Raw genomic sequence first — 13,211 nt, forward strand, 5'->3', positions numbered from 1 at the left:
GGTTGAGCCAATCACTCTTTGAAGTACTTTCAGTACTCAATTATCGGAATTAAACGTTGACATATTGTCATTCAGTTTTCAATGTTCATTTGTTATTTGTCTAAACAATATTGTACTAAAAACAATGATTGTTTTCAACTTATTTCTTAACTGTTTTTTAACACGTTTATAAATATATAACATTTAAACCGTATTAACAAGAGTCAATTTTACACTTTTAACAAAAACTTTAAATTGTGTTCGTGTTGTTGTGCTGTCGTTTTCAGCGACCTATTTATAATATCAAGTGGTGTTCTAAAAGTCAACGATATTACCGAACTTTTTTACAAAAAATTAAAAAACACAAAATCCAGGTGTAATAAACCTTTAATCTTGTGTTTTTCATCATAAATCACTTACTTTTCATACCATTCTCTTTATTTAGTTTCTTTGTTTTTCTTTCTTCTAAAGATAGTGCATTAAATTTTGGCAATGTAATAAGTTGATATGCGTTACATAATAATAAGCCAAATATCGTTAAATAAATCCAACTTGTATCTTCCACTCTTAAAAATGGTATAAGTTCTACTGTTGTCATAACGATCATAAAGAACATAGATGGAATCCATAAATTCTTTTTAGATTGTTTGTTTTTAACATTGCTTGTAATAATCGCAAAAATAATCACGACTATCGGTAGCCAAATAAATGAAAGTATTTGATCAGTACCACCAAATCTTAAAAATCTAAAATAGACTAAATCAAATATCGCAAATATCGTAACGACAATTTGTACATGTGGCCATATCTTTCCAAATATACCTATACCTAACTGGTTTATAAACAAATAGATGAAATATGCTAATTGACTTATAGTAGCAACTAGCAATCCAACAACTACAAACCATACTGATGCTGCAATAAAATTACCAATATCTCCTGCAAATAAATACTTCGTCACTTTATCATAACCAAAGACCAAAGATGATATATATGTAACGACAACACCAATAAGCAATGTGTTTCTATAAAATTGAATTAAATATTTTAAGGTCACTAGCTTACCTCCGCACTACTCTTCCATTGTTATATTGATTATATTTTTAGCAATTTGACTATATACTTTACCTAAATCTTCATTCTCTTTATATATAGAAGGAGAAAAATTATTTTCATCCCACTCTGGTTGACTTAAAGGAAGTTCTCCTAATAATGTTGTTTGAAGTTCTTGCGCTAGCTTCGCGCCTCCACCTTTACCAAACACATACTCTTTATTACCTGTTTCTTCACTTTGGAAATAAGACATATTTTCAATAACACCAATGATAGAATGATCTGTATGTTTAGCCATTGCACCTGCTCGTGCTGCTACAAATGCTGCAGTTGGATGTGGCGTCGTAACAATAATCTCTTTACTAGAAGGTAACATTGTATGTACATCAAGTGCTACGTCACCTGTACCCGGAGGTAAATCAAGTATAAGATAATCTAATTCTCCCCATTTAACCTCTGTAAAGAAACTTGTGATCATTTTACCTAGCATAGGACCTCTCCATATAACTGGTGCATTCTCTTCTACAAAGAAAGCCATTGAAATAACTTTAACGCCTTCGCGTTCAACAGGTATAATTTGTTCACCTTCTACTTCAGGCTTTTCTTGGATACCCATCATATCTGGCACACTAAAACCATAAATATCAGCATCAACAAGTCCAACCTTTTTCCCTTGTCTTGCTAGAGATACTGCTAAATTGACTGCGACTGTTGATTTACCAACACCGCCTTTACCTGAAGCGATAGCTATAAATTCAACAGGATTATCTTTAGATAGTAATCCTTCTATAGTTTGTTCTTCCATAACTGCTTTAAATTTATCAAGTGCTTCTTCTGACAATTCATCAAATCTAATTCCAACCGTCTTAGCACCATTTTCTTTTAATAAATCAACAATCTCCATTTGTAAATCTAATTGAGGTTGACCGCCTAATTTAGCAATGGCAATCTTCACACTAATATGTTCTTTCTCTTCTTTAATGCTTACCTCAATAATACCGCCTGTTTCTTTTAGTGGTACATCTACAATCGGATCATGTAATGCTCCCACAAGTTCTTTAACCTGTTCTACAGATAACAAAGCTATGACTCCCCTTCTTAAATGTTTATCTATCCATCTTTATCATTAGTGTAACAAAAAAAATATGATAATAGGTAGTTTAATGTTCAAAAAAACCACCTATTTAACAAGGTGGTTTTTGAAATCTTATTTTGAATGATTAGGTATTCTAGTATTGTGATGTTTATTTTCTGTTTTAATAAAGAATGAAAGTACCACACCAAAGAATACAATGATTGTTAATACTAAGAATGCGATGTTTATACCGTGTATCATTGCTTGTGATTGCAATATTTGTGCTTTATCGCCAGCACTAGCTGTTTCTAATTGTTCTTGGGACGGATTAAAGTTTTTAGCACCAATTGACATAATTGTTACTAATATTCCTGTACCGATTGAACCAGCAATTGTTCTTAATGTATTCATCATTGCTGTCCCATGCGATAAGACCTCATTCGGTATCGCATTTAAACCAGCTGTATTTACTGGCATCATAATCATTGAAACACCGAACATTCTAATTGTATAAACAACAATTAAATATACTAATGATGTGTCTGAGCTCAAGAATGCGAGCATCAATGTTGTGACTGTTATAATTGAGAAACCTATAATCGCTAGCCATTTCGCACCATATTTATCGAATAATCGACCTGTTACGAGCGACATTACACCTGTTATAATCGCACCCGGTAATAGTAGCAATCCTGATATTAGCGCTGTATAACCTCTTGCATCTTGCATATACATTGGCATCAATAATGATGGACCAATTAAAGATACCATTGAGAAGACACCAATAACCGTTGTTAACGCAAATGTTTTATATTTGAACACTCTTACATTTAACAATGGTGTCTCTAGTTTTAACTGTCTTAATACGAATACTACTAACGTAACAATACCGATAATGAGTGAAGCTATAACGATAGGTGACGAAAATCCTAGCGAACCGGCACTACTGAAACCGTATAATAACGACCCAAATCCTACTGTTGATAAAATAATAGATGGTACATCTAAATGTACATCTTTTGGTTTAGAAATGTTTGTTAAGTATTTCGCACCAAAAGCTAATGCTACAACTGAAAACGGAATAATTGAGTAGAATGGGCTTCTCCAACTAAAATTATCAACTAAATACCCTGATAATGTTGGACCTAATGCAGGTGCAAATGAAATAACTAAACCTGCCATACCCATCGCAAAACCACGTTTTTCTTTTGGGAATAAATTAAAGAGTACAAATTGCATAAGAGGCATCATAACACCTGCGCCCATAGCTTGTAGTACTCTTGCTAACATTAATATACTAAAATTAGGCGAAAGTGCTGCTACCAAAGTACCTATAGTAAATGATATCATCGCCATTAAATAAAGTGGTCTTGTATTAAATTTATCCATTAGAAAGGCAGTGGCTGGTATCATAACACCATTAACTAACATAAATCCTGTCATTAACCATTGTCCTTGGTTAGCATCAATTTTTAAATGTACCATGATTTCAGGTATCGCTGTATTTAATAAAGTTTGGTTTAAAATCGCCACAAAGGCACTCACTAACATCACAGCTACAACTAGATTTCTTTTACCTTTTGAAATGTCCTGAACATTCATGGTTTCAACTCCTTCCAAATATACCTTTGCTATTATGCCCTATTTTATTTCGGAAATCAAAATAAATGTTTCATCTATTTAAATTTTTGCTATCTGGATAGAATATCTCAGTACATATATAGAGAATCGTAATAATAATTAAAATTACCCAAAACTCAATTTTGATTTGTGAATAATAAATATGGACTGTGAAATAAAACATAAATGTGCTAACAGTAATGGTTAATAAATGAAAGGTCATACCTTTAAAATACGGATTATCATTTAATTTGTTTTTAAATCTGTCTAATAAAAATTCAATAGCCACTAAAGTAAAATAACCAAACAGTATATAACTACCGTAATAGAACAAGTTATCAATCATACTTTTGTTGTAATTAAATTCAGCCAAACCATAATAAATTAAAATTCTACTTAAACCGAACATACCAAATGAAAGTAACACAATGAAAACTGCACCAGACAATGTGAAAATACTTATAATAATCAATATGGACAATAATTGAAAAACATCAAAGCGCTTATTTTTCCTTTTCATACATTGTTACTCCCTTTAGATGAGTTTTCTTCGTTAAATACTTTTTGTTTCTTTAAAAATGATTGACCATGCAATCGTTAATGTTACAGCAACGAGCATCATATAAAGCATAATGTTTTGAATACCATAATTTAAAAAAGAAAGATCTAATACATATATTGAAGCTACAATTAACGATCCCGTTGTGCTTCCAATTGTTTTAAATAGTGTGTAAATCGACATCATTGATCCTAGTTGTTGTGATGGTGCTTCTTCTTGAACGACCACTACGTCTTTTGTATATACTGTTCCGAAAGATATACCCATGACAAATACTGCGAATGGGATAATTACAATCCATTCTACGCCAGTTAACATTGCAAAGCTGCCTACAAACATCGCTAAGAATGCAAGCATATAAATAAATTTTAGTTTTAATTTATCTAATCTACCTAATATGAATGTAATAAATAGCCAACCTACTGACATAGGGAATATCGTTAACCCACTTTGTAAAGGTGAAAAGCCTTGTTCATTCTGCAAATATATCGGCATAAAAATAGTATACCCCATCAACATCGTAGAATATATTAAGTCTGTAAATAGTACTAATATTATTTTCCTGTTGAATGCTTCAATCGGAACGAATGGATTTTTGATACTTGTTTCTACTTTATATAAACTGAAAACAAGTGCAATTAATATGATGAAACAAATCATTCTTACTATAAAAGGTATGTGCTCAGCTACTATTAATAAGAAACTGGCTACTACACCATAAAATATTAATAATCCTTTATAATCTAATTTCGTTTTCTCAACTGTTTCTTGTTCAAAATTAAAATATTTAATGACAAGCCACATTGATATTAAAGCTATCGGAACATTTATATAGAATAGAAAGCTCCAATTTAAAGATTCTAATATTGCACCGCCTAGTAGTGGACCTACAATACTAGATATTCCCCAAACACTTCCAACTATCCCCATTACTTTATACCTTTGAGGTATAGGAAATGCTAGCTTTGGTATAACTTGTCCTAAAGTCATCATGACACCTGCACCAAGACCTTGCACAATTCTTGAGATGACAAGCAATGGGAAACTGTTGGTCATCTCACTCAATCCACAAAATACACTACCAATTATAAAAACTGATATACCAAATAACACGACCAATTTAATATTTATACGTTTTACTAATTCACCAACAATTGGTGTCATAAATACGACAGCAACTAAATAAACAGTAAAGATTAGCGCGACTTCTGTATCAATATTAAAATCTCTTTGCATTGTTGGTGTTGCTAATGACACGATAGAAGTTTCAATAGCACTCATAAACATTATAAGTACGAGCGCCAACACAATCCCTTTATTCTTACTCATAATTTACACTCTTTCATATACAATTTTTCCATTAACAATCGTTTTAGTTGCTTGAATATTCGCTAACTCTTTTGGATTAGTCTTAAATGGATCTTTATCTAACACTGTAAAATCCGCTTCATATCCAGATTTTATTTTTCCAGTTCGATCAGTTGTTTGTGCAATCTCACTTGCTTGCGTTGTATATAAACTGATTGCATCAAATATAGATAATGCTTCCTCAATAAAATATGCGCCGTCTTCACCATAAGATTGTCTGTTAACAGCTGCATGAACACCAAGCATAGGATTAGGTGTTTCTATTGGTGCATCTGATCCACCACCGATAATAATACCTAAGTCTAACATTGATTTAAATGGATATAAATATCTAGCTCTTTCATTTCCAACTTTCTCTTGAACCCATGGAAAATCACTCGTGATAAATTGAGGTTGCACATCGCATATTACAGGTAATTTAGAAACACGATTTAATAATGTTTCATTCAAAGTACTAATATGAATTAATCTATCTCTTAAACCTTTAGGTGCTGGGTATTTTTCAATAGCATCTAATACCATTTCACAAGCTTTATCACCAATCATATGAACGGCTATAGCGCCATCATAATTTCTAGCTAGTTTAACTTTTTCATTTAATGCTTCTTGTGTATATATTGCCAATCCATAATTTTCTCCTGTTGGATCATTTGAATACGATTCTTTCATTAAGGCTGTGCTACCGCCAAAAGCACCATCGGCATAGAATTTCATAGCATCAGGTTCTAACCATCCATCAACAAAGGTAGCTTGTTCATCCATCATTTGTTCATAAACACTAAAATGACGTAACAATCGTACTCTAAACGGTCTTTGATTGTCCTTATCTCCAACAACTGTTTTATAAGCGTTCAATACATCTTTATAATCTTCGTAATAACCTAAGTCTTCTGTATGCGATCCCGTTATACCAAATTGATATAAATAATCAATAGCACGTTCTAAATGTTTAGTGAGTGATTGCTCATCTTCATTGGAAGCCAATTCTTCAAATGGTTCCATAGCAGTATCGTAAACCCACCCTGTTAATTGACCATTACGCTTTTCATACGATCCACCATCAGGATTTTCTACGTCATCTTGTATGTTTATCACTTCGAGCGCTTTCGAATTAACGATTGCTGCATGTCGACAAACTCGTTTAATAATCACTGGATGATCTTTACATAGCTCGTCTAAATCGCTTTTATCTAACCGAATACCATTTAATAAGTTTTCATCATATCCTTCAGCTACTAACCACTCACCTGCTTCGAGCGTTTTAGCTTTTTGCTTAATTTTTTCTTTAACGTTCTCTATATTTGTTTCACCGTTTAAAATAACAGAAGATAACCATACACCTGTGCCCATAACATGAATATGCGTTTCAACAAATCCTGGTAACATTGTACCCCCGTTTAAATCGATCACTTCAAAATTATTTTGATTAATCCCCTTTAGATCCTCTTGAGATAAAACTGCTTCTATAATTCCATTATCAACTATAACACCTGCATATGTATCTTCAGAATGATTCATTGTGTATACTGTTCCATTCTTAAATAACTTCTTCATCAGACCCATCTCCTCTTTAAAAATGACTTATGTTAATTTTACATATTTAAAAGCGAAAAAGACACCGATAAAATCGATGTCTTATATATTGCTGTTTAAGCAATTAACTTAAAGCAATACGTGTTTGACTGCCGTAATTAATTCTTGTGTTCTATCTTCACCAAAATAATCACGATACCTTTCATCCGCTTCATACATATTTATGATTTCTAAATGTTTATCTTCTGTATAATTTGGCCAACTATAAGTAAGCCATTCTCTATGCAATTCTGTAACTTCTTCTTGTCTTTCTAATGTAGCACCTTGCTGCACAAGTTCATCTAATTGCTCTAATAATTTCTTTTCAATTTGATTTTTACCTTTAATTTCACTTTGACTCATATCTAAGAAATTATCATCGGCTTGGTCTATTTTGTGACCACTTCTATCTTTAACTGTCTCACTTTGTATCTCTTCGTTCTTATTTAACTGATCACGGTGGAATGGTTCAAACTTTTTTTCATCTGACATGATTATATCCCCCTATTCATATCGATAACTTTCTTAATACTATTTATTTACCCGTTTTATAAAAATCTAACAAAAGAACGATCAACTAATGAATTTTTTCTTAGTTGATCGTTCTTATTCGCGCTATTTTAATCGTCTTTGTTCGCCTTTATTAATATGTTCATTGAACTTTTGGCTATTATTTCTTCGTTGATGTTTAACTAACATTATGATGATATAGACTAATATTAAACCGAATATCAGAGAAATGAACCCCATAAACTGTAACCCAGCTTGTTTGCCATCAGTAAATACAAAGTAATAAAAGAAATAACCTTGAATTAAAACAATAATAGTAAGCACGGTGTAATACAAACGATAGTTCATTTTTACCTCCTACATATAGTACATAATTGCTAGAAAATGAAATATTGAAGCAATAAGAATGAAGAAGTGCCAAATCATATGGAAGTACTTTTTATCTTTTTGGGCATAGAACCAAGCACCTATTGTATAACTAAGGCCACCAAATAGTATGAATAACATAAATATTAATGAAGTTTTGTTAATAATTGCTGGTAACATGAGCACACCCATCCAACCCATTATTAAATACATGGCCAAACTCAATTTATGATTTACATTTTTAGCTGTAGATTTATAAACAATGCCCCAAATGGTAATACCCCATTGTACAGCCATAATAAACCAACCTAACCATCCGCCTACTAATGCTAAAGCAATTGGTGTATAAGTTCCGCAAATAGCTATATAAATCATACTATGATCAATAATTCTCATAATATATTTTTGAGGTGAAGATGAAGACATTGAATGATAAACTGCTGATGATAAAAACATAAGCATAATGCTAATAATATAAATTGATACACTTGTTGATTTAAGTGCGCCATCACTAATATAACTTTCTACTGCTGCATATGGTAAAAAGAATAAAAGTAAAAATGCTGGAATACCATGTGAAACAGCATTCCCTACTTCTTCTCCAAAAGAAAGAGGCATGATATCTTTAAATGCTTCTTTAACTTTCCCATTTTTTCTTTGTTGAGACGTCTCATTATTTATTTGTTCCATTCAAATACCTCTTTTATAAAAGTTGATTATTTTCTAAATCTTTTTGAGCTGTTTCTATACTATCTTGTCCTTCTTTATTCTTTAAAGGACTGAATTCTTTATTTCTATCTACTTGTAGTGTAGCAAATGTATTTGCATATTTAAAAATATCAAAGTAGAATAACTCAAACTTTAATGACTCAACTTCAACTACGCTGAAATCTTCATCTAATTGCTTAAGTTTTTTAATAGCTAAATGATAAGGTAACGGTTTAGACGCTGCCTCTATTAGAAAATCAAGTTTAAACACATGAATGCCTATATTAGCATTATCAAGTTTATTGACATCTTCAGGTGATAATTCAGAGTACTCGAGCACACGTTTTTTTCCTTCTAAAGATACTAGACGACCTACTTTTTCATCATCATAAGCTTTAATTGATTTAGTCGTAACATCACTATTCTGTTCAACAGTGTAACCGACAAATTCTGGGTCTAACACTTTAACTAAAGCATTATCAATATTATTCAAGAATAAATACTCAACACCATTATCTTTCATTTCTGATAATGAATTTGTTTTATCTAATGATTTAAACACACCACCGTTGCCATTAGGTGTACGCATAATACGCTTATCAGTATTTAAAATCAACTTACCTTCAGTAGTTAAAGATACAATATGATCTTGCTTAAAAAAGTGAATATAATTCTTGTCATAATCGAAATAATTATGTTCTAAGAAAAATGATAGTGTATCTTTATGGTTAACGTCACTTGTCATAATATACCAATGAATCGGCGTGCCAACTTCATTCACTAAATCACGAAGTTGTTCCGCTTGTCTTTCAAATAAACTTTTATCATTAAAAGAAAAAGTACCTTTTGGACCTTTGTGTCCTAATCTTGTACCTTGTCCACCAGCCATTAATAAGACAGCAAACTTCCCATCTTTAATAGCTTTAAGACCTAGAGATCTATATGATTTCAACTCGTCTTGAGTAAACTGACTTTTAACATCAAAAGCAACTTGTTCTATATCATCTGCTATTTCAATTGGTTTTCTATTTTCATAAACATCTTTATATAAAGCTTCAATTTCATCTAAATCTAATCTGTTAACATCTGATACTAATTGTTCTTTTTCACTACGACTCATCACTTTACTATACTCTAAAAAGTGGTCTTGCCCATGTCTTTTTAACATCGTTTCATCTAGCATTATAATACCTCCGAATATTTGACTCATTATCATTATACGACTTTAGAATGATTTGTCTAAAAATATCACAAAATAATTATAAATAAAATGATTATTTTTAAATTATGTGGGTAAATATAGTAATGTGTTGATTCAAACACAAAATATTCCTATTATAATAGGCCAAGGAGGATTTTATTATGAGTTTAGGAGATAAGTTCAACGACGCGAAAGACAAAGCAGTTGATAAAGGTAAGGACCACGTAAACGAAAATAAAGACGAGTATACTGAAAAAGGTAAAGATTTCGCTAAAGATAAAGGCGAAGATTTAAAAGGTAAATTCGGAAAATAACATAATAAGTATTAAAGCTACATACACAGTTCGTGTATGTAGCTTTTTTTATATAAATAAACGATAAATGTCTTTCCACCATAATATAATCGTAACAATCGAAAAAGCTGAAGACAGACTTAAGTCCACTGCTCCACCTGTTTTAAATACAATAGGCAACTTTACAGATACATCTAATGGATAGAACAATTTAACACCTCTAGGCGTTAACATATCCAAAACGATATGAGATAACATGCCTAATAAAATAGAAACTAAATATGGTTCTGGTGCAGATATCGAATTCAATCCCCAATAGATTAAAAATAAAAATAATAAAGAATGTGTAAACGTTCTATGCCCAAAAATCAGTCTTATAATAAAACTAATTGGGAATAATTTCTTCCCGAGATTACTTTTGAAGTGGCAAATATCTGGTACTAAACTTGATACACCACATAAACTAATTATAGTAAAAGAAGTAAATACATCTTCTCCATAATATATACTTAATGATGACCCGATGAATATACCGCAAGCTAGATGTGTTTTTCCTGTCATATTAAATGATCCTCTTTTCAAAATCGTTTTTATTTATTTTATCACAAAATACCGAACAAGTATACGAACACTTTGTGACTTATGAGTGATATATATCACAAAATGATATTTCAAATGACAAATTTGTGAAAATAATCACATAAGTGTTGATTTGTATATATACCCTGTTAAACTATAAGTGTAAGTCATATTAAACATAACCCTATACCATTGTTGAAATAACCCCCTTATTTCACAACAAACAAGACTGTCTACAAAGTCACTAAAAGTGAACTAGTTGGCAGTCTTTTTTGTTAAGCCACAATTAAGTCTATACGTTTAGCGTTCTATTTGAATAAGTTGGATGGCAATCTTAGACGCGCGCGACTACAGGCTCGAGCCATATTCATAAGGCAAGCATGTACAAGCAAAATCGTAAGATTCATAAATACAAAAATCACCCAATCCGTTTGTTTCATTTTCGGATTGGGTGATTCATTTTGAGAAAAGGAATAATGTTCTACCCTTTTTCTTTAACTTGCTTCTTTATTTATATTCTCTTGATTGCTGTTATTTTCATGAGTTGATTCACTTGTTCTATGTTGCTGTTGTTGGTTTTGTTCGTTGTTATTTGTTTCATCATAATGTTGATTGCTATCATTTGATGGATTTTGTTGTTTATGATCATCGCCAGTATTAGACTCATTTGTTTGATAGTTTGAATTTTGATCTGACTGTTGATTACTATCTTGATTTTGTTGTTGATTATCTTTAGGTAACGTACAACCGTCATCTTTACATAAATAACCATCGTGACTTAAATTTTGCCAAGCTCGCGTAAACTCTAAAGTGCTTTCTACTTCATCACATTCTGCTTGAGAATTACCTTGGTTTAACAGACAATTTCTTGCAGTATTATATGTTTCAGTATCAAATTCTTCGGTTTCAGTATGTTTGCTCGGCTTTACGCCATTAACATTTTCTTCTACTGGAATTTCTTCTGTAGATTGTTGTTCTGTATGATCAACACTTTGTTTATTTTCAGTTGTATTTTCACTACTTTTTTCTTTCGTTCTAACTTCCGTTGTATTTTCTTCTGTCGTTTTTGTTTCAGATGACTTTCCACCATTATTCGGTTCATTATTCTTAGAAGATTGATTGTCACATGCTACTAGAAATAATAAGCAAACTGTTAAGAGACCATATATCCATTTCATAGAATCACTCCTCGGCCTTTTTGCTTTATCTTTCTTTCTATTCATTTAAAGACACTTCTTTCTTATAAAATAATTAAGCATTTATTAAAACATATGAATATCATACATGATAAACTTATATTAGTAAAAACTATTGTAACATGTAGGAGGTATTTGTTATGTACAAAGATGTTAAAAAGGATGAGTGGACTGGAAGAACTGATAGCACGTCTTTAAGATCTGCATTTAGGTTCCATCAAATTGTTGAATCGATTAATATCGAAAAACAAGATATTCAGCCTAAGAAAGAATTTGAACACCAAATAAACATGGCGCTTATAGGCTTTGAATGTGATGAAGGTGTATCTAGAAACAACGGTAGAACGGGAGCTGTAGATGGTCCGAAACATTTTAGAAAGTCATTGAGTCCTTTACCGATTCATAATGAATATTTACACTTAACCGATTATGGTAATGTCATTTGCAACAAAACTAAAATGGAAGAAGCTCAAGAAGAACTCGGATATAAAATTTCAAAAATTTTATTATATAACCATTTTACAATCATTGTTGGTGGCGGTCATGAAGTGCTATACGGCCATTACCTTGGTGTAAGAAGAGCTAATAGAAATAAAAAAATCGGAATTATAAATATAGATGCTCATTTTGATATGAGAGATTATGATGAACAACCTTCTTCTGGAACGATGTTCAAACAAATTTTAGACCAAGATGATCAAGTTGGTTATTTTGTGTTAGGTATACAAAAAAACGGAAATACGAAAGCTCTGTTTGAAAGAGCCGATGAGTATGGCGTTCAATACATACGTGAAGATGAACTACGTAGTCATTTATCTATAGAAACGATAACTTCTATTAACTCATTTATTGAAGGATATGACGAAATTCTTATAACATTATGTACAGATTCAATAGATGTTAGTTATGCACCTGCTGTTAGTGCACCTTGTATTATGGGGTTACAACCTCAAATCGTACAAACAATTTTGCAGCTCGTTACAAACTCAAATAAAAGCTCAAGCATCAGTATAGCTGAATTATCACCACGATTTGATATCGATAATCGAACGTCGAGATTATTAGCAAACATCGCTTCAAATATCTATCACGATCAAGCAGAAGTAATTCAATCACAATGGGAGTCTTAATC

The 13,211-nt window shown here is 31.6% G+C and carries 14 protein-coding genes; 2 read left to right on the forward strand and 12 right to left on the reverse strand.

Features of this window, described 5'->3' with window-relative positions; genetic code table 11:
- Positions 1-391 precede the first annotated feature (391 nt).
- From LQ598_RS10020 to LQ598_RS10065, 10 genes are all read right to left on the reverse strand, one after another.
- Positions 392-1,036 (reverse strand): KinB-signaling pathway activation protein, encoded by a 645-nt coding sequence (locus tag LQ598_RS10020; RefSeq protein ID WP_016913232.1) that lies wholly within the window; start codon positions 1,034-1,036, stop codon positions 392-394.
- Positions 1,037-1,051: 15 nt separating this feature from the next.
- Positions 1,052-2,113 (reverse strand): Mrp/NBP35 family ATP-binding protein, encoded by a 1,062-nt coding sequence (locus LQ598_RS10025; RefSeq protein ID WP_107557361.1) that lies wholly within the window; start codon positions 2,111-2,113, stop codon positions 1,052-1,054.
- Between the two features lie 126 nt (positions 2,114-2,239).
- Positions 2,240-3,709, reverse strand: a complete 1,470-nt coding sequence (locus tag LQ598_RS10030; RefSeq protein WP_016912650.1) for an MDR family MFS transporter — start codon at positions 3,707-3,709, stop codon at positions 2,240-2,242.
- A gap of 70 nt (positions 3,710-3,779) precedes the next feature.
- Positions 3,780-4,247 (reverse strand): SepA family multidrug efflux transporter, encoded by a 468-nt coding sequence (locus tag LQ598_RS10035; RefSeq protein WP_016912649.1) that lies wholly within the window; start codon positions 4,245-4,247, stop codon positions 3,780-3,782.
- 33 nt (positions 4,248-4,280) lie between these two features.
- Positions 4,281-5,615 carry a multidrug efflux MFS transporter SdrM gene (gene sdrM / locus LQ598_RS10040; RefSeq protein WP_103323009.1) on the reverse strand — a complete coding sequence of 445 codons (1,335 nt, stop codon included), beginning with the start codon at positions 5,613-5,615 and terminating at the stop codon, positions 4,281-4,283.
- Positions 5,616-5,618: 3 nt separating this feature from the next.
- Positions 5,619-7,208 (reverse strand): amidohydrolase, encoded by a 1,590-nt coding sequence (locus LQ598_RS10045; protein WP_107557362.1) that lies wholly within the window; start codon positions 7,206-7,208, stop codon positions 5,619-5,621.
- A gap of 108 nt (positions 7,209-7,316) precedes the next feature.
- Positions 7,317-7,718, reverse strand: coding sequence for a TipAS antibiotic-recognition domain-containing protein (locus LQ598_RS10050; RefSeq protein ID WP_107557363.1), 402 nt, complete (start codon positions 7,716-7,718; stop codon positions 7,317-7,319).
- A 123-nt stretch (positions 7,719-7,841) separates the two neighbouring features.
- The gene (locus LQ598_RS10055) at positions 7,842-8,084 is read right to left on the reverse strand and encodes a hypothetical protein (protein WP_016912645.1); all 243 of its coding nucleotides are present in this window, start codon (positions 8,082-8,084) and stop codon (positions 7,842-7,844) included.
- A gap of 9 nt (positions 8,085-8,093) precedes the next feature.
- Positions 8,094-8,792, reverse strand: coding sequence for a PAQR family membrane homeostasis protein TrhA (gene trhA, locus LQ598_RS10060; RefSeq protein ID WP_016912644.1), 699 nt, complete (start codon positions 8,790-8,792; stop codon positions 8,094-8,096).
- A 13-nt stretch (positions 8,793-8,805) separates the two neighbouring features.
- Complete coding sequence (locus LQ598_RS10065) at positions 8,806-9,993, reverse strand: UTP--glucose-1-phosphate uridylyltransferase (protein ID WP_107557364.1); 1,188 nt, start codon at positions 9,991-9,993, stop codon at positions 8,806-8,808.
- A 179-nt stretch (positions 9,994-10,172) separates the two neighbouring features.
- Here LQ598_RS10065 and LQ598_RS10070 point away from each other — a divergent pair, with 179 nt between their 5' ends.
- Positions 10,173-10,325: a hypothetical protein gene (locus tag LQ598_RS10070; protein ID WP_016912642.1), complete on the forward strand. Its 153-nt coding sequence runs from the start codon at positions 10,173-10,175 to the stop codon at positions 10,323-10,325.
- A 48-nt stretch (positions 10,326-10,373) separates the two neighbouring features.
- On the opposite strand, the gene LQ598_RS10075 is transcribed toward LQ598_RS10070, so the two are convergent.
- On the reverse strand, positions 10,374-10,865 hold the full coding sequence (locus LQ598_RS10075) for a metal-dependent hydrolase (RefSeq protein WP_016912641.1): 492 nt from the start codon (positions 10,863-10,865) through the stop codon (positions 10,374-10,376).
- A 512-nt stretch (positions 10,866-11,377) separates the two neighbouring features.
- Complete coding sequence (locus LQ598_RS10080) at positions 11,378-12,061, reverse strand: hypothetical protein (RefSeq protein ID WP_107557365.1); 684 nt, start codon at positions 12,059-12,061, stop codon at positions 11,378-11,380.
- Between the two features lie 158 nt (positions 12,062-12,219).
- Here LQ598_RS10080 and hutG point away from each other — a divergent pair, with 158 nt between their 5' ends.
- Positions 12,220-13,209 (forward strand): formimidoylglutamase, encoded by a 990-nt coding sequence (gene hutG / locus LQ598_RS10085; RefSeq protein ID WP_016913195.1) that lies wholly within the window; start codon positions 12,220-12,222, stop codon positions 13,207-13,209.
- Positions 13,210-13,211 lie beyond the last annotated feature (2 nt).

The sequence above is a fragment of the Mammaliicoccus sp. F-M27 genome (genome assembly GCF_022387115.1).
In the GTDB taxonomy this organism is placed as follows: Bacteria; Bacillota; Bacilli; order Staphylococcales; family Staphylococcaceae; genus Mammaliicoccus; species Mammaliicoccus vitulinus.

Excerpts from the sequence above, each read along its gene's own strand:
- LQ598_RS10045 (WP_107557362.1), bottom strand. The coding sequence starts at position 7,208 with ATGAAGAAGTTATTTAAGAATGGAACAGTATACACAATGAATCATTCT.
- LQ598_RS10055 (WP_016912645.1), bottom strand. The coding sequence starts at position 8,084 with ATGAACTATCGTTTGTATTACACCGTGCTTACTATTATTGTTTTAATT.
- sdrM (WP_103323009.1), bottom strand. The coding sequence starts at position 5,615 with ATGAGTAAGAATAAAGGGATTGTGTTGGCGCTCGTACTTATAATGTTT.
- trhA (WP_016912644.1), bottom strand. The coding sequence starts at position 8,792 with ATGGAACAAATAAATAATGAGACGTCTCAACAAAGAAAAAATGGGAAA.
- LQ598_RS10075 (WP_016912641.1), bottom strand. The coding sequence starts at position 10,865 with ATGACAGGAAAAACACATCTAGCTTGCGGTATATTCATCGGGTCATCA.
- LQ598_RS10080 (WP_107557365.1), bottom strand. The coding sequence starts at position 12,061 with ATGAAATGGATATATGGTCTCTTAACAGTTTGCTTATTATTTCTAGTA.
- LQ598_RS10070 (WP_016912642.1), top strand. The coding sequence starts at position 10,173 with ATGAGTTTAGGAGATAAGTTCAACGACGCGAAAGACAAAGCAGTTGAT.
- LQ598_RS10030 (WP_016912650.1), bottom strand. The coding sequence starts at position 3,709 with ATGAATGTTCAGGACATTTCAAAAGGTAAAAGAAATCTAGTTGTAGCT.
- LQ598_RS10065 (WP_107557364.1), bottom strand. The coding sequence starts at position 9,993 with ATGCTAGATGAAACGATGTTAAAAAGACATGGGCAAGACCACTTTTTA.
- hutG (WP_016913195.1), top strand. The coding sequence starts at position 12,220 with ATGTACAAAGATGTTAAAAAGGATGAGTGGACTGGAAGAACTGATAGC.
- LQ598_RS10035 (WP_016912649.1), bottom strand. The coding sequence starts at position 4,247 with ATGAAAAGGAAAAATAAGCGCTTTGATGTTTTTCAATTATTGTCCATA.
- LQ598_RS10050 (WP_107557363.1), bottom strand. The coding sequence starts at position 7,718 with ATGTCAGATGAAAAAAAGTTTGAACCATTCCACCGTGATCAGTTAAAT.